This is a genomic window from Maribacter forsetii DSM 18668 (assembly GCF_000744105.1).
GTDB lineage: Bacteria > Bacteroidota > Bacteroidia > Flavobacteriales > Flavobacteriaceae > Maribacter > Maribacter forsetii.
Genome location: NZ_JQLH01000001.1, coordinates 574,491 through 592,342, shown reverse-complemented (window position 1 = coordinate 592,342; position 17,852 = coordinate 574,491). Strand labels below are relative to the sequence as shown.

General features: G+C 35.1%; 13 protein-coding genes. 10 read left to right on the top strand and 3 right to left on the bottom strand.

All coding sequences use genetic code 11. The features are described from left to right. Positions 1 to 129: 129 nt before the first annotated feature. Positions 130 to 1,449, top strand: coding sequence for a TlpA family protein disulfide reductase (locus P177_RS02495; RefSeq protein WP_036151490.1), 1,320 nt, complete (start codon positions 130 to 132; stop codon positions 1,447 to 1,449). Here P177_RS02495 and P177_RS02490 read toward each other — a convergent pair. After that, positions 1,446 to 2,105 (bottom strand): aspartate kinase, encoded by a 660-nt coding sequence (locus P177_RS02490; protein ID WP_036151486.1) that lies wholly within the window; start codon positions 2,103 to 2,105, stop codon positions 1,446 to 1,448. The genes P177_RS02495 and P177_RS02490 overlap by 4 nt on opposite strands. An 88-nt stretch (positions 2,106 to 2,193) precedes the next feature. Continuing rightward, entirely contained in the window at positions 2,194 to 2,553 is a 360-nt protein-coding gene (locus P177_RS02485) for a YraN family protein (RefSeq protein ID WP_036151484.1), read from the bottom strand. 185 nt (positions 2,554 to 2,738) lie between these two features. On the opposite strand from P177_RS02485, the gene P177_RS02480 reads away from it, so the two are divergent. The 3 genes from P177_RS02480 (at position 2,739) to metG (ending at position 8,477) form a co-directional block, all read left to right on the top strand. Next, complete coding sequence (locus P177_RS02480; protein WP_036151482.1) at positions 2,739 to 4,232, top strand: DUF1800 domain-containing protein; 1,494 nt, start codon at positions 2,739 to 2,741, stop codon at positions 4,230 to 4,232. 11 nt (positions 4,233 to 4,243) lie between these two features. Continuing rightward, a complete protein-coding gene (locus P177_RS02475; RefSeq protein WP_036151479.1) occupies positions 4,244 to 5,947 on the top strand; it encodes a DUF1501 domain-containing protein in 1,704 nt (567 codons plus the stop codon). A 442-nt stretch (positions 5,948 to 6,389) separates the two neighbouring features. Then, positions 6,390 to 8,477 carry a methionine--tRNA ligase gene (gene metG / locus P177_RS02465; RefSeq protein ID WP_036151475.1) on the top strand — a complete coding sequence of 696 codons (2,088 nt, stop codon included), beginning with the start codon at positions 6,390 to 6,392 and terminating at the stop codon, positions 8,475 to 8,477. A gap of 77 nt (positions 8,478 to 8,554) precedes the next feature. On the opposite strand, the gene P177_RS02460 is transcribed toward metG, so the two are convergent. Next, positions 8,555 to 10,849 carry a hypothetical protein gene (locus P177_RS02460; protein WP_036151473.1) on the bottom strand — a complete coding sequence of 765 codons (2,295 nt, stop codon included), beginning with the start codon at positions 10,847 to 10,849 and terminating at the stop codon, positions 8,555 to 8,557. A gap of 185 nt (positions 10,850 to 11,034) precedes the next feature. Here P177_RS02460 and P177_RS02455 point away from each other — a divergent pair, with 185 nt between their 5' ends. The 6 genes from P177_RS02455 to P177_RS02430 all read left to right on the top strand — a co-directional run bounded on the left by P177_RS02455 (position 11,035) and on the right by P177_RS02430 (position 17,852). Continuing rightward, the gene (locus P177_RS02455) at positions 11,035 to 13,158 is read left to right on the top strand and encodes a Tex family protein (protein WP_036157640.1); all 2,124 of its coding nucleotides are present in this window, start codon (positions 11,035 to 11,037) and stop codon (positions 13,156 to 13,158) included. An 8-nt stretch (positions 13,159 to 13,166) separates the two neighbouring features. Beyond that, positions 13,167 to 14,069, top strand: coding sequence for a histone deacetylase family protein (locus P177_RS02450; RefSeq protein WP_036151471.1), 903 nt, complete (start codon positions 13,167 to 13,169; stop codon positions 14,067 to 14,069). A gap of 78 nt (positions 14,070 to 14,147) precedes the next feature. Beyond that, positions 14,148 to 14,981: a phosphatase PAP2 family protein gene (locus P177_RS02445; protein ID WP_036151469.1), complete on the top strand. Its 834-nt coding sequence runs from the start codon at positions 14,148 to 14,150 to the stop codon at positions 14,979 to 14,981. A gap of 184 nt (positions 14,982 to 15,165) precedes the next feature. Continuing rightward, positions 15,166 to 15,657, top strand: coding sequence for a hypothetical protein (locus P177_RS02440; RefSeq protein WP_036151467.1), 492 nt, complete (start codon positions 15,166 to 15,168; stop codon positions 15,655 to 15,657). Positions 15,658 to 15,700: 43 nt separating this feature from the next. Then, a complete protein-coding gene (locus P177_RS02435; RefSeq protein ID WP_036151466.1) occupies positions 15,701 to 16,402 on the top strand; it encodes a hypothetical protein in 702 nt (233 codons plus the stop codon). A 130-nt stretch (positions 16,403 to 16,532) separates the two neighbouring features. Continuing rightward, positions 16,533 to 17,852: an autotransporter outer membrane beta-barrel domain-containing protein gene (locus tag P177_RS02430; protein WP_157486428.1), complete on the top strand. Its 1,320-nt coding sequence runs from the start codon at positions 16,533 to 16,535 to the stop codon at positions 17,850 to 17,852.

The window sequence follows — 17,852 nt, the reverse complement described above, 5'->3', positions numbered from 1 at the left end:
CTTTTCAAAATTAAGCCCCACAATTGCCTTCTGAATATTACTTTTATTGATTTAATAGTATTCTTCATTACATCAGTACTTTATAAAGTATACTATTCATATTGGTCCGATAATTGTTTTTAAAATTATATGAAAGTTCTCTTTAATATTTGCCTCTTATTTATTTCAATAAGTTCTATAGCCCAAGGTTCCATTGCCGGAAACTTTTCACCTCCTAAAGATTTTAAATGGTTAATAGCCTATGAACTTACACCAAACGGTGAACGGTATAGGGTTGATACAGCAGTAAAAGACGGTGCTTTTAATTTAGAAATGCCTGCAACCTCACAAGCAGGGATGTATAGATTGGTATATGCCGTACCACAAGATGAGTTTTATATCGATGTCATTTACAATAAGAAAGAAGATGTAAAATTCAATTTCAATCTTCAAGATGGCTTGACCATTACTAATTCTGAAGAAAATAAATGGTACCGCGAGTACTTTTCTAAGATAACTGACGCACAAGATAAGTTGATAGAATTCTATGAAACCCAAAACGAACCTAACAGAGAATACAGTAATATTATAAAAGAGTTAAATACGATACAGACCTCTTTTGAAGAAAAACACGCTACTACCATTGCCCATAAATTCATTAAGGCTAACAGAAGTTATATACCTTCTGAATTTGAAAATTTAGAAACCTTTCTAAAAAATAAAAAACAACATCATTTTGATCATTTAGTAATTACTGACCCTATTTTACAAGGTTCTAATTTTTTAACCGATAAATTCGCTAGTTATGTCTTTTCAGCATTGCCTGCAAATATTACTACAAAAGAGCAATTAGCAGTTGAGATCAACAAAAACATAAAGACTACGGCAGAATTTATAAAAACTACACCTATCGGTTTTCAAGAAAAGGCTATGCATAAACTCTGGAAAATAGCTGAGGTAAATAGTATGTCTGTGGTACAAGACTATATTTTTAAAAATTATTTAAAGAAACTTGCCGTAACCAACAACAACCAAAAATTAGTTGATGAAATAGAAATGGCATCACGATTAAGAATTGGAGCCATATCTCCAGATATTACATGGCAGGCAAATGGCAAGAAACATTCGCTTTTAACCATGGAGGCAGCAGATAACTACCTCCTTGTTTTTTGGAGCAGTACATGCTCGCACTGCTTAAAAGAACTACCTCAACTTCATAAAGAAGTAAAAGATTATGAAAATCTTAAAATAATAGCTGTTGGTTTGGAAGATGACGATGTTAATTGGAAAGAAGTTTCTGCAACATTACCGGCTTTCAATCACGCCATTGCATTAGGTAGATGGGAAAGTGACTATGCACATACTTTTGGCATACAAAGCACACCTACCTATTTTATACTAGATAGCGAAAAACGATTTTTAGCTAAACCGGAATCTGATAAAGAAGTTGTAGAATTTCTAGAAAACTAAAGCGACTTTAAATCTTTTATCGTTTTAAACGCCATATCTACTTGCTCATCATTTACTAAAATGGTGAACTCATTGGTTGTAGAAATAACTTCATATAGAACGATACCTTCCCAAGCTAACCTTTGAAAGATAAAGTAATAGATACCAGGCACTGAAACATTCTCAGCAGGTAATTTTACGGTGATAGATGAAAGCTCCTCGGCCTTTTGAGTGCACTTTTCATCTTTAAACAGTCTTTCAACTGTTTTATCCATAATATTACTAATTACAATATTGATTTCGTTTACACCACGACTAGAGGTATAGAAAACATCTTGATTGTTATTGATTTCTTCAAGCAATTTAGCTTGGTGTACCAATATTTTATCTGAAGCTAAAAAAGTATAGTCGGTTAAAGAAGACCGTACGGTTATCTCACCTATATTCTTTAACACTTTTAGAATTTTGTGCGTAGCTCTAAACTCTAGGTCGTCAGAAAGACGTTTCAACGCCATAACAATTGCGCCATTACGTATGTCTTTACCTAATTCATGTTCAATCTCTGGTTTTACTATTCTAGATAGTGATGTAAGATTGATGATGCCTTGTGCTAGAGCACTTTGTAAAAATGGCTTTTTCTTGATGTACTCTTCAACGACTGATGATATTGTTTTCATTTTACTGTATGGTTGTTGTGCAAATATAACAACTTGTTACAAATAAAACAAAATGTTTTTTAATAAATCTACCAATTTAGTAGAATATTTAGAAATGATAAAAGGCAGATTCTAAATGTTCTAACTCAAATTTGCTCTTGTTCTTTAGTATTGTAATGATATCAAATCGCACTTCTACATCAAGATTATTATCGGTTACATAGTGATCAGCAGCCATAACCAAAAGTTTAATCTTTTTGGGTGTAACTGTTTCTGCAATGTTCTCTATGAAATCTGAACTTCTAGACCGCACTTCAACAATGGCAAGAACATCATCTTTTCTTGCGATAATATCTATTTCTGCTTTAAGGTACCTGTAATTTTTATAGGTAATGGTATATCCTTTCTTTTTAAGATAATCTACTGCTATCTGTTCCCCTTCTTTTCCAAATTCATTGTGTTTTCCCATGATATAGTTAATAGATTATGCAATTCATCGAAAATATAGGAATTACAACGCCTTTTTATCAATAAATTTCGTTATTTGAAATCTAATAACCGAAAATAGATAGTTTTAAATACTATACCTAAATTCCTAGCGTTTAGCATAGAAGCCCCAACTCTACGAACGTAATACAAATGCCTATTTAAGATATGGAATATTTCATTAATTGTAATACTTCTACTCTTGCTCCGTACACAGCTAATTTAGATCAGCTAAGAGCAGCTCATTTATACCGCCGACTAGGATTTAGTGCCTCTGTGGCTACTATTAACCAAGCAACGGGTCAATCTGCCGGTGCACTGGTAGATAGCTTGATAGATGAAGCTCTAAATATGCCAGAAATAGCTACCCCTACCTGGGCAAATTGGAACAATGATAATTACCCAGCAGATAGTGATGCAAGCAATCAACTAAAGAGAGAACAAAAAAATGAGTTTCAGTTAGCCTATGCAAATAGTCTTCTGAACAACAATCTACGAGATCGATTAAGCTTTTTTTGGAGCAATCATTTTGTAACAGAATTAGAAGTTTATAACTGTAACGCCTACTTGTATGATTACATAGATTGCTTACAACGCCACTCTATCGGGAATTTTAAAACCTTCACTAGTGAAATTGGGTTGACCAATGCCATGTTATACTACTTAGATGGTGTTTATAACAATGGTAATAATCCTAATGAAAACTACGCTAGAGAATTATATGAACTTTTTACCTTAGGAGAAGGCAACGCCTATACAGAAGAAGATATTATTGAGACCGCAAAAGCTTTAAGTGGTTATGTAGAACGTGGCGAAGTTGGTTGTTCTCCTGTCGCTTTTGATGCTACAAAACATGATGCGGGACCTAAAACCATACTAGGTCAAACAGGTAATTGGGGTTATGATGATGTCATCAATATACTTTTTGAACAAAGAGCTCCAGAGATAGCAGAATTCATTTGCAGAAAATTATATGAGTTTTTCGTTCATCCAGATTCTAGAGATGACGCCAATAACGCACAAATGATTATTGACGGCATGGCGGCCACATTTGTAACCAATGATTTTGAATTGGCACCTGTATTAAGACTTTTATTTAAGAGTCAACACTTTTTTGATGACGAAGCTATTGGTGTGATTATAAAAAGTCCGGTAGACTTTTATTTTAATACACTGAACGAATCTAACTTTAGCTATACTGACACGAATGTTGCCGAAATGGTCAACTACAGTGCATTATTAAGTCAAGAAATATTTGAACCATTTGACGTTGCCGGTTGGCAAAGAGACCGATCTTGGATCAACACAAACTTTATGATCGGCCGTTGGCTGACCATTGAAAGTATTCTAGAAGAATTCTATATGGCAGACAATGAGCAATTTCGCTCATTTGGTCTTGAAATATCAGGTAATGAAGGGTTAACCAATTCAAATCCGGATGTTGTTGCAAGACTAATTATAGACTTCATTTTAACGAAGGGACTTCTAAATGAAGAGGAATATGCCAAAGCATTTGCCATATTCCGAAGTGATGTAGAAGATGTTTACTACGAGGGTGGTAATCAAGAATCATGGACATTGGCTACTTGGCCACAAGGTCCGTTTCAAGTATATCTACTTTTTCAATATTTAGCGAGACAACCTGAGTTTCAATTAAAATAACACCTACTTCTATGTGCAATACACACCATACCCCATTTAAAGGCCTACAACACGAAGGTCATGATGAAGAACATAAAACATGGAGCAGACGCTCGTTTTTACAAGCCATGGGCATTGCTGGCTCTGGCTCTATGATGCTAGGATCAAATATGCTATCGGCATCTGCGCCATCGCCTTTATCTGCGGCTATTTCAGGAGCAGAAACAGATAATATTCTTATACTAATTCGCCTATCTGGCGGTAATGACGGTTTAAGTACGGTAATACCTATTGAACAATATGATAGTTATGCCAATGCAAGACCTAATATCTATGTCCCAGAAAGTAAGGTTTTAAAATTAACCGATGAATTTGGCGTACCATCTTACATGAGTGCATTGGCGCCAATGTGGGAAGAAGGTCAATTTAAAGCGGTACATGGTGTAGGTTATGAAGGTCAGAGTTTATCTCACTTTACAGGATCAGATATTTTTGCAAATACAGATATAGAAACTACAGGTTTTAGTGGTCTAAACACCGGATGGATGGGAAGGCACTTTGAAAGCATCTACCCAGATTATTTAGTAAATCCCCCAGCAGCACCGGCGGCCATTCAAATTGGGCAGTTTGGTAGTTTAGTTTTTCAGGGTGATGAAACAAACTATGCATTTGTAACCTCAAATGTAGACCAGTTAGAGGAAATTGCAGAATCTGGTGTCGTATATGGTTTAGAAGATAGTTTATTTAATGACTGTATGTATGGTGACCAACTTAAATTCTTAAGAGGGGTTGCCAATACAACATATGAATATTCCGGTATTATACATGATGCTTATACACGTGGTCAAAACCAAGTTGAATATCAAGATAATAGCTTTGCACGCCAATTGGCACTTATTGCAAGGTTGATAAAAGGCAATCTAGGCACTAAAGTATATATGATATCAATGGGTGGTTTTGACACGCATGGCAATCAACCACAGGCACATGCTGAACTTATGACAAAATTATCTGTAGCGGTAAACAATTTCTATGAAGATGTAGCTTTTACCCAGCAAGATGACAAAGTATTGAGCATGACATTTTCTGAATTTGGTAGACGTATTTTCGAGAATGGATCCAATGGTACAGACCATGGTAAAGCAACGCCAACGTTATTCTTTGGTTCTGGTCTAAATGGTAGCGCCTTTGTTGGTGATCACCCAACGTTAGACGATCCAGATGGTAGAGGTAATCTAGAATACACTATGGATTTTAGAGACCTGTATGCAACAGTTTTAGCCGAATGGTTATGTGTAGACGTACCTTTGGTTGAAGCTCATTTATTGAATTATAAACCTTATGTACCGGTAGACTTAGGCTTTAGTTGTAGTGGTGAGGCTTTTCCTGACATTGTATATAGCGATGGCGAAGTTACTCCACCAGTATACCCAGATGAAGAAGCAGAAACACCGTTTAATCCAGACTTATTGAATGCCGTTGTTCATAAACCATTTTATCCAACGGATAGTACACCACATATCTATTTAGAGATGCCATTTTCGGCACATGTAGATATTCAACTTTATAATATTCTTGGTCAGAAAGTAGGCACCGTTTTTAACGAAATGATGTTTGAAGGTTCTACCGAAATAAATATACGAGAGCGCATGCCCGAACAGCTATCAACAGGTAAGTACATTTATCGTATCAATGTACAAAACCAAAAAATGAGTAAATCAGTGATGGTAGCTTAATTTGTTTCCCAAATGTAAAAAGCCCTATTCAATATTTTGAATAGGGCTTTTTATTTATGTCAATTTGGAGTTGTTCATTTTAGACTCGAACCTCAATTCCTTCATGACACGGTGATTTTTATCTTTGTGTAGAAGAGCCATATTTTTCATGTGTTCTTCAACCTTTTTACCTTCAATATCTAATTTTTCTAGATCTTTATCAAGCTTTATTTTTTTTGAATTCCCAACCCCCATATTTTAAAATTTAAATTAAAAAATCAGTTTTTTCTTACAATAGAACTAAAATTGATGCGTTTTATTATATTTTTTCAGCTGTAATTTAACTTTAAGCTTCATTTCTAAAAAAAACCGAAACAAATTCACTTTTCTACAAGACCACAATTGCGAAGTAATTAGTAATTCTCCCCTCAAATTCTGTATTTTTGCAGCCTAATTTATTTTGATGTCCGATATTAAAACACCTTCTAGATATACGATTACTGCTGCATTACCATACACAAATGGTCCAATACATATAGGTCATTTGGCCGGCGTATATGTTCCAGCAGATATTTATGCTCGTTACTTAAGATTAACAGGTAAAGACGTTGCTTTTGTTTGTGGTAGCGACGAACATGGTGTTGCCATTTCAATGAAGGCTAAAAAAGAAGGGGTAACACCCAAAGATATAATTGATAAATACCATACGATTATTAAGCAGTCTTTTGTCGATTTCGGTATTACGTTCGATAATTATTCAAGAACCTCTGCGCAGGTACATCATGACACTGCATCAGAATTTTTTGTGAATCTTTATGAAAAAGGAGATTTTATTGAAGAAACTACGGCACAATTATATGATGAAGAAGCACAGCAGTTTTTGGCAGATCGCTTTGTAATAGGTACTTGCCCTAAATGCGGTAATGAAGAGGCATACGGAGATCAATGTGAAAATTGTGGGTCTAGCTTAAATGCGACGGATTTAATTAATCCGAAATCAACAATCACCGGAACTGTACCAACAACCAAAGAAACAAAACATTGGTTTTTACCTCTAGACAGATATGAGGATTTTCTAAGAGAATGGATATTAAAAGGACATAAAGATGACTGGAAACCCAATGTATACGGGCAATGTAAGTCTTGGATCGATGGCGGCTTAGAGCCAAGAGCGGTAACCAGAGATTTAGATTGGGGAATACCCGTACCTGTAGAAGGTGGAGAAGGCAAAGTTTTATATGTTTGGTTTGATGCACCTATTGGATATATCTCTTCTACCAAAGAATGGGCAGCACGAGAAGGAAAAGATTGGGAACCTTATTGGAAAGATGAAAACACCAAATTAGTCCACTTTATAGGAAAAGATAATATTGTTTTTCACTGCATTATTTTCCCGTCTATGCTGAAAGCGGAAGGAAGCTATATTTTACCGGAAAATGTACCAGCAAACGAATTCTTGAATTTAGAAGGCAACAAACTTTCTACCTCAAAAAATTGGGCAGTTTGGTTACATGAGTATTTAATCGATTTTCCTGAAATGCAAGATTCGCTGCGTTATACGTTAACAGCAAACGCACCAGAAACAAAGGATAATGATTTCACTTGGAAAGATTTTCAAGCACGTAACAATAATGAACTAGTTGCCATTTTAGGTAATTTCATTAATAGAGTCGTAGTATTGACAAATAAATATTACGATGGTAAAGTACCCGCTGCAGGTAGCCTAACCGATGTTGATACCGAGACACTTGAACAATTAAGAAAGTACCCAGAAATAATTTCAAACTCTATTGAACGCTATCGTTTTAGGGAAGCAGGTCAAGAATTAATGAATCTTGCCCGTTTAGGAAATAAGTACTTAGCAGATGCAGAACCTTGGAAGGTAATCAAGGTAGATGAAGAGCGTGTAAAAACCATTATGAACGTTGCTTTACAAATAGCAGCAGGTTTAGCTGTTTTAAGTGAGCCATTTTTACCGTTTACTTCTAAAAAGCTAAAGAATATCTTAAATCTATATTCGTCGGAGACTGAGCGTAGTCGAAATCTAAATTGGGATAATGTTTCTTCAAAGGAAGATTTGCTTGAAGCAGAGCATCAGATAAATAAAGGAGAACTGCTCTTTAGAAAAATAGAGGATAGTGAAATTCAAGCGCAACTAGACAAACTAGAGGCAACAAAAAAAGCGAACGAATACGAAAACAAACAAGTAATGCCACAAAAAGATACCATTACATTCGATGATTTTTCTAAACTAGATATGCGTGTAGGTACTATTATCGAAGCTGAAAAAATGGCAAAAGCCAAAAAACTTTTAGTTTTAAAAGTAGATACAGGTTTAGATGTTAGAACTATTGTTTCTGGTATTGCAGAAAGCTTTAAACCAGAAGACATTGTAGGTAAGAAAGTAACCGTATTGGTCAACCTAGCACCTAGAGCATTACGTGGTGTAGATAGTGAAGGCATGATTCTAATGACCGAAAACGCAGATGGAAAATTGGTGTTTGTCAACCCAGATGAAGACGGTGTTGGAAATGGTGAAGGGATAAATTAATAAACAATTTTTATACATTTAAAAAGCCTAGGTGAATATTCACCTAGGCTTTTTATTTTATCATATTATGTCATCGTTTAATACTGTTCTAGCATGCGCTTGTCTTTAAGAGCATACTTAGATTTAATGATACGCTTAACCGATTTAGATTCGTAAATAACATGTAACCTTTTAGCAGCGTCTAATTTTAAAGATGCTAAACGTCTATTTGCTTGAACGCTAAATGACTTTCCAGTAGAGGTATTAGTAAGGTTACCGTCTTCATCAAAAAACTCAGACCTTACATAAATACCATCTTCATAATACTCAATTAAATATAGCTGACCGTTTGCCAAATAGCCATCAACGGTTATTAGAATATTGTTCTCATAGTTATAATTGTAATATTCCTCTAGAACTCCTTGAACATAATACTCTTCATAAGAAACATAACCTAAATCATTATAATAATATGCGACAGACAAGGTTCCATTCGCATCATAACCTTCAGAACTTAATCTATTACCATTTTCATCGTTTTCATATAGATACGTATAGTCAACAGCTCCTAAATAAAAATATTCAGCTTTTATCCAATAACCATTTTCGTCATAATAATCGATCCAATTGAGTTCGTTAAAGGGGTCATAAGATTTCGTTTTTTTTCTAACTCCGTTATCATAGAACTCATAAATCAAATAACTAGTTAAAATTCCGTCTTCATCGAAATATTCTGTCTTATTAACCACATAAGTTCCCATAGAATTCAAAGCCCAACTATTAGCATATGAAAAAGAAATCTCTGAATTATCGTCATATTCAAATCCAGTTTGAACATATGAACCGTCAAGTGCATAAGTTGTATCATAATTTAAAAGACCATAATTATACTCAATGACTCTGGTTAAGACTCCTGCTTGATATGTATATTCGCGAAGTTGTTCAAAAGAATCAGTATAACTTAACTTTATTAAAAACTCATTCTCATCAAAAATATATTCGCTTGCAGATGTAAACAAGCTATCATCATTATTGATTCTGTTACCAGTAATCGTCATTTCTTCTAAAGTATTATTATCCCTATATTTTACGACCAACAATTCATCTGTAGACGAATTAAACTCATTCACATCTCCTCCTTCCAATTGCCATGAAGAGCTATAACTACCGTTAGTTGAAATTTCTGAAAAGTTACCTGCGTCATTATAATTGTAAGTCTTTGCAACTTCAAGTTCAGTATTAGAGTAATAACCATTTTCAGCATCATTACTTTCAGTTATTACACCTCTGGTTCGTGAAATCAATTTACCCTCATTAAAAGCATTTAAAATTGTAGTTGTTACCTTATAAGCATCTATATCTTCTACATAAATATCTTGATATAAAATCGGTCTATTTTCCTCACTCCACTCACTAACAAGAATATATTGTTCTCCATCATTCAAGGAATTCTCATACACTATTCTTTCAACTTGATTACTGCTGTTGTACGATAAACTAAATTCAGATATTTGTGTGTTCACAGGTGAATTAAAACTACCTCCTAATAAAACGGGGCTGATAGCCGACCTACTAAATTGAGAAGGCAATCCATTTTCATTAAAACCTGAAAAGTTAAATTCCATTGATACCCTACCCGAGTATCTATAAATTACTTGTGTTGAAATCAATATACCATCTGTGTTAAAAGAATTTTTATAAACAGCTGAACTTGGAACATCTGCGGCATAATATGACTCAAAAAATGGTAGTAAATGTGACAATGCCAAATTCTCTTGTGGCGTATACTCCAACTCTAACGCAGTTGCCATATTAGCAGCAGCTATTTCAGGATAAACAATCTCTAAATAAGCACCCGTTTGTTGAGAAACATTAATGACTATATCTGCAAGAGTGGATGATACGCTACTAGAAAAATCTATGCTTTGTAGGTCCACTGCAGCAATAACATCTGCCGTTAAATTAATACCGTTAGCATGATCTTGATCATCATCCAAAGTTTGTAAAAAAGCCGCTATGTTTTTGGAAATTGGGCTTTCAAGATTCGCACTAGGATCTGTCACCTGAGCAATATCTATTGGTGTAATTTCCTCTTTTGCAACTACAGAGCCTAATATTACTTCACCTACCTTAAAGGTAATTTCTTCACCTTCAACATAATTAAATTCTCCATCTGCGTTAGTAACTCCTTCTTGGGTTGCAGTTTCAAAAGTTAGTCCTTGTACTGCGCCATCAATAAATTTACCGGTTAGTACCGTAACAGAAGTAGGTTCATTGGGCAGCTCTTGCTCTTCTGGTTTTTCAACTTGTGTTTCTTCTACTGTGTCATCGTTTTTACTACACCCAATGGTGAGCAAGATTGCACAAAAAATAGTAAATACTTTTACTTTCATAATGGTTTGGTTTTGGTTAATGATTAATAATATATAGAATCAGTTACTCCATCACAACTGTGCTATTTTAAATGCGAACCGGGGGAGAATTATTAGGGGAGAATATTATTGACAAATAAATACCTAGATCAGCTTGATTTCAATACCTAATAATGGGTATTTTTAAAAGTTCTAAACGATTTTACATGCAATTACTGCCTTATATACTAAAACATACCCAATTGCCAGAGAAGGGAATTCAAAATACTATTGAGCTTTTAAATGCCGATTGTACCATACCTTTTATTTCTAGGTATCGTAAAGAACGTACGGGCAATTTGGATGAAGTACAAGTAGGTGCAATAGTTAAATTCAAAGAACAATATGAAGCCCTTGATAAGCGTAAAAAAGCAATTATAAAGGCTGTAGACGAGCAAGGAGTATTAACTACTGAATTGAAACAGAAATTTGAAAAGGCTGAAGATCTCACCCAATTAGAAGATTTATACCTCCCATTTAAAAAGAGTAAAAAAACCAAAGCCGAAGTAGCCCGTAAAAACGGCTTAGAGCCGTTAGCAAAAATCATAATGGCGCAACGTGATGACAATATTGATTTCACAGCATCCAAATATCTCAATGCAACCATAGAAAATGAAGATGATGCTTTAGAAGGAGCACGCCATATTATTTCTGAGTGGATCAATGAACGCACAGATATAAGAAGTTCCATAAGATCTCAATTAGCGCGATTTGCCATTATTAGCACCAAAGTAATAGGTACTAAAAAGGACGATGAAAAGGCTCAGAAATTCAGAGATTATTTTGATTGGAGCGAACCTTTGAATAAATGTCCGTCTCACCGATTACTTGCCATTTTACGTGCCGAATCCGAAAAATTCATAAGGGTTAAAATTGAGTTGGATGATGAACGCTTATTAGATAGAATTGAAAATAGAATCATAACAACAAACAATGCCTGTGGACAGCAAATTGAACTAGCCCTCGCAGATGCCTATAAAAGATTGTTGTTTCCGTCCCTATCCAATGAATTGCTCAAGGGAGCAAAAGAAAAAGCGGATGATGAAGCTATTGCTGTTTTCTCCAATAATCTAAGACAATTATTACTTGGCGCACCTCTAGGCGAAAAACGTATTCTTGCCATAGATCCAGGTTTTAGAACGGGTTGTAAAGTGGTTTGCTTAGATGCACAGGGCAATTTAGTACATAATGAAACAATTTATCCACATGCACCACAAAATGATGTTGCTGGGGCGATAAAGAAATTAAGTTCATTGGCAAATGCCTATAAGATAGAAGCCATAGCCATTGGTAACGGTACGGCATCAAGAGAAACAGAACAGGTTGTGAAAAAAGTGATTTTTAACAATCCTGTTGAAGTATTCGTAGTCAGTGAAGCCGGTGCCTCTATTTATTCCGCCTCTAAAATTGCAAGAGATGAATTCCCAAATTATGATGTTACCGTACGTGGTGCCGTTTCTATAGGCAGACGTTTGGCTGACCCACTTGCCGAACTGGTAAAAATTGATCCAAAATCTATTGGTGTAGGGCAATATCAACATGATGTGGACCAGGGCAAATTAAAGACCTCGTTAGATACGGTTGTTGAAAGTTGTGTAAATTCTGTGGGCGTGAACATCAATACAGCTAGCGTTCCTTTATTGAGTTATGTATCTGGTATTGGTCCTAAATTAGCCGAGAATATTGTTACCCAACGAAAAGAAAAAGGAGCTTTTAAAAGCAGGAAAGACATAAAGGATGTCCCGCGATTAGGCGGTAAGGCATTTGAGCAAGGTGCAGCGTTTTTACGTATTAAAGATGCTGAAAATCCGCTAGATGATTCTGCCGTACACCCAGAAAGTTATGGAATAGTCAAGCAGATGGCGAAAGATAAAGGAACAGAAATTCTATCATTGATCGGAAATAAAACGTTGCTCAAAGAAATTGATATTCAAAAATATTGCACCAATGATGTTGGACTGCCAACTTTAGAGGATATTCGTTCGGAGTTGGAAAAACCAGGGTTGGACCGTCGTGAGAAAGCAAAAGTGTTCACCTTTGATCAAACCATTAAATCTATTACTGATTTACATAGCGGTCAATTGTTACCAGGCATTGTAAATAACATTACCAACTTTGGTTGTTTTGTAGATATAGGTATAAAGGAAAGTGGACTAATTCATGTTTCCAACCTTTCTGACTCTTTTGTAAAAGATGTAAATGAACATGTGCATTTACATCAGCAGATTATTGTAAAGGTTTTAGATGTGGATGTTACGAGAAAACGTATTCAATTAAAGTTGCATAAATAATTGAACTGATGCTGAAAATAGCAAATCATCCTATATATAAACATCCGCTACCAGAAGGGCATCGCTTCCCTATGGAAAAATATGAGCTATTACCGCAGCAATTAATTCATGAAGGCACCTGTACAGAAGATAATTTCTTTGAACCAGGCATTCCAAATGACAAGCATATTGTAGCTGTTCACGACCCTGAGTATTTCTATGATTTGTTGAATATGATGATTTCGCCCAAAATGGCTCGTAAAATAGGCTTTCCCCTCTCAGAAGATTTAGTAGAGCGAGAACGTATTATTGCCGATGGAACGATAAAAGGATGCGATTTTGCCTTAGAATATGGAATTGCCATGAACATTGCCGGTGGAACCCACCACGCCTATAGCGATCATGGGGAAGCATTTTGTATGTTGAACGACCAAGCAATTGGCGCTCAATATTTATTAAACAAAGGTTTTGCGAAAAAGATTCTCATTGTAGATTTAGATGTACATCAAGGTAACGGAACTGCAGAAATATTTGAAAAGAATGATGCAGTATTTACATTCTCCATGCATGGCGAAAGTAATTATCCGTTTAAAAAAGAAAAGTCGGACTTAGATATTCCTTTGCCAAAGGGAACTACTGATGACACCTATCTTTCTATATTAAAAGAAAATTTACCAAAACTAATAGATACCGTTAAGCCCGATTTCATCTTTTACCTCTGTGGTGTTGACATTTTAGAAAGTGATAAATTAGGCACTCTTGCTCTAACATTAGAAGGTTGCAAAAAGCGGGATGAATTTGTTTTAACAACATGCCATAATCTAAAAATACCCGTGCAATGTAGTATGGGTGGTGGTTATTCTCCTGACATCAAAATTATTGTTGAAGCACATGCCAATACCTTTAGAATAGCTCAAAATCTATTTTTTTAAGGTCGTTGAAAACGTTTTAGGCAAAACATTGATCTAATTTGATTATATTCTAAACAATCAGAACTTTAAATTTGCGCCATGAAAAAAATTTCTACCCTCCTATTTCTAGCCTTTTACATTTCAGCAAGCGCACAAGATATAAATAATGATTCTACAGAAACTCGTTGGAACATGTTCAAATATGACGTGGGAAGTATGTTTAAGGGAGTTGGGTATTCTTACGCACGCCCTTTTCATTGGAAAGGTGATCAATGGGCTCAATTTGGTGCTGTAGTTGGTGGTACTGGTTTAGTTTATTTAATAGATGATGAAACATCTCGGTTTATTAGAAACAATAGAGAAGGTGTACCTCAATTTCTTCGTGATTATGGTGAATTTTATGGCAGTCCCTCAAATAATTACATGGCTACTTCTGGAGTTTATGCAGTAGGACTAATTACAAAGAATGAAAAATTGAGAAGAACGGGGGTGCTGTTAATATCATCGGCCACCTCTGCAGGTCTGTTACAACAGGTGTTAAAATCTGTAGTAGGTAGAGCAAGACCAGTAGCAAATTTGGGCAAAGATACTTTTGACCCTTTTAATTCAAGTAGAAACTTTCATTCTTTCCCGTCTGGGCATGCATTACTTGCCTTTACCAATGCCTATGCTATTGGTAAACAATTTAAGAATCCGTGGGTAAAAGCTGGTATTTACACCTTAGGTGCCATTCCGGGTATTTCTCGAGTATGGGATGGTCAACATTATTTAAGTGATATGGTATTTGCCTTCGCTATAAGTATTGCTACTGTAGAATCTATTGATAGATACCTAGATAGGAGGTATGATGAAAAATACAACAACCAAACAAAAATGGTAAGTTGGAACCTTAATTTTGGACCAGGGCAATTGGGCGTTACTGTCAATTTCTAATTAAGTTTTAATATTGAAAATTACTTAAATATTCAATGAGTAAATACAAATACAAAAACGTATTTATATAAGATTATTCTTACAACATATTTATAGGGTTTCATGTGTCTTTTCTTACATTTTACAACAATATTTCATTCACTGATCTATTAATCAGTTATTTAGTATCGAATATAATTCGATAATGAAAATAACTAAAACTTACATTTTATTTTTATCAATTTTTGGACTAACATCTACTTTAACAGCACAAGTAAAAATTGGTGACGATATCAATTCTATTGATGAAACATCTATATTAGAATTAGAAAGTACTTCTAAGGTCATGGTACTTACGCGTATGACCAATGATCAAATGATGGCTTTAAATCCATTGGCCGGTGGTTTGGTATATAATATAGATACCGGTTGCATTCATTCCTATAATGGAACCAGTTGGATAAGTCTCTGCGAGGAAACTAATACAGAACAGAATCAAGAACAAACAGTAATTACTGCAAGTACCGGTCAAACCCAATTTACCACACCCATTCCTATAATTGACGATAACAAAGTAGAGGTATTTAGAAACGGTGTAAAAATAGCTTTTACCACTCTAAACGCTAACACAATTCAACTAGAAAGCGGCGCGACGTGCTATCAAAATGATACGATAAGAATCGTACAAATATTCTAATAATTCAATATAAATAAATTAGCTAAATTTTAAATTAAATATTATGAACTCAAAAAAAAATTATCAGAACTATAGAAAAATACTTGTAGTCTTTACATTGTTATTAGGCATAACACTTAGTGCTCAACAGACCACGGGAGACGTTACCAAACAAAGCGATATTAATCCGGGTACTACAACCACTGCAGGAGCAGTTAGAGTAGTAGATAATAAAGGAACCATTAAATATCTACAATCGCAAAATGGTATTACCATGCTTTCGAACACAACCGATAATGTAACTACTACAACTTGGCAACTAGGTGGCGTACTAACTGACTCTACGTTTATTGATATAGATGGAAAATTATTTGGATTAAACGGTCTAGAATTAATAGATAACACAACTGAAAATGCATCTGTAGACGCTACTACGGAATCTGATGCAGGTACAGGAACCGGTTATACCATATTAGTTAGAGATGAAGCTACAGGTGCAACCAAAAAATTGTTGGCTACGGATTTAATACAAAGTGGACAAGAGGCTTTTACGGCAACTGCTAGTCAAACTACCTATGCCCTTACAGGCTCACCTGTATTACCGGTATTTAGCCAAGTATGGGTGTATAGAAATGGAGCAAAATTAATTGCAAATTTAGATTATACTATTGCTGCCTCAACAGTTACTTTGGTTCCAAATACCACTGTACCAAATGATTGGTCCGTGTATGCAGGAGATGTTATTGAGGTTCAATACGTAAAATAATTTTCATATGGACTCATACATAAACATTAAAACATAGAGCCCATAATTACTATGTTAAACTTTACATTTCATCTAAACTTACTTGACCATTATAACTATAAATACCAAATATTGTCTAACAAGCTTTTTAATGACTTTTATTCTACAGATGAGCATATTTGCTCAAGTAGAAGAGGTTATTGATTTAAAGGGTACGCGTGTAAAAGTCAGAAACACGATTGTAACAACTGCGGCAAATGCACCTGGCACTCCTTTACAGAACGATATCTGGTTTGACACTAGTACAGAACTTACTAAGATTTATGATGGTAGTAATTGGTTAACGATAAACCTAGATGCACTTTCCAATAAAGAAGATAGCGCAAATAAATCTACGGATACCAGTTTAGCAGATGCGACAAACACAAAATTTCCAACAGAGCTTGCCGTTAAAACTTATGTAGACAACCAATTGACTATCGCAAGCGATGATGATATTACAGATGTTAGTTTTAACGGTACAGATTTGACAGTAGAAGAAGGCTCAACAAATTTTTCTGCCGATCTTTCAGATTTAGAAGAATCTGACGATATAGCCGCAAATACAATCTTAATTAACAACCATATAACCGCAGATGAAGATTTAAGTTCCACAAATGAAATACAGGACGCCGAAGAAGTGAATATCGATGATACCGGTAGTAATTTCACGGCTACAAACGTAGAAGGCGCATTAACTGAACTAGCCAATCGTAATGATCTTAATCTATACTCAGATGACGGTACTTTAAGTGACAACAGGGCAATTACACAAAATAATTTTGACCTTAATTTTGATACCAATACCCTAGTCATAAGTGGAGACGACAATAGGGTAGGAATTGGAACGGATAGTCCTGATTCCAATTTAGATGTAAATGGAAATGTCAAAATAAGAACCCTTGCCACAGGTGCAAATACTGATAATATTGTGACTGCCGACACTGATGGAAATTTAAGGGAGCTACCTATTACCAGCCTAGAAACTAAAACTACAATTTCACAAAATACGACTACAGGCGCAATTACACATCATAGTGAAGATGGAAGTATGCAAACCGTAAATGTAGTAAGTACAAATGCAAACAACAGTATCACAACTGGTACTGATGGTGGAGCATATTTTAATAATCCAATAAAAGCATACGGTACATTAATTCCTTCATCTAACTCCTACACGGCCATTGGCATTAGTAATGCTGTTAAAAATGGTACTGGCAGATATACATTTACCATGACATCTACAAGATCAACTACCACCTACCCTATACAATTAAGTGTATTAGAGTCTAGCCAAGGAAACATTAATATTTATGTTACATCACAAACCTTAACCACATTCAGTATTGCTATTATAGAAGAATTTGGTGGTACAATACCTTTAGACAATTACGTTGACCGAACATGTTATTTTACCATACTAGACTTCTAA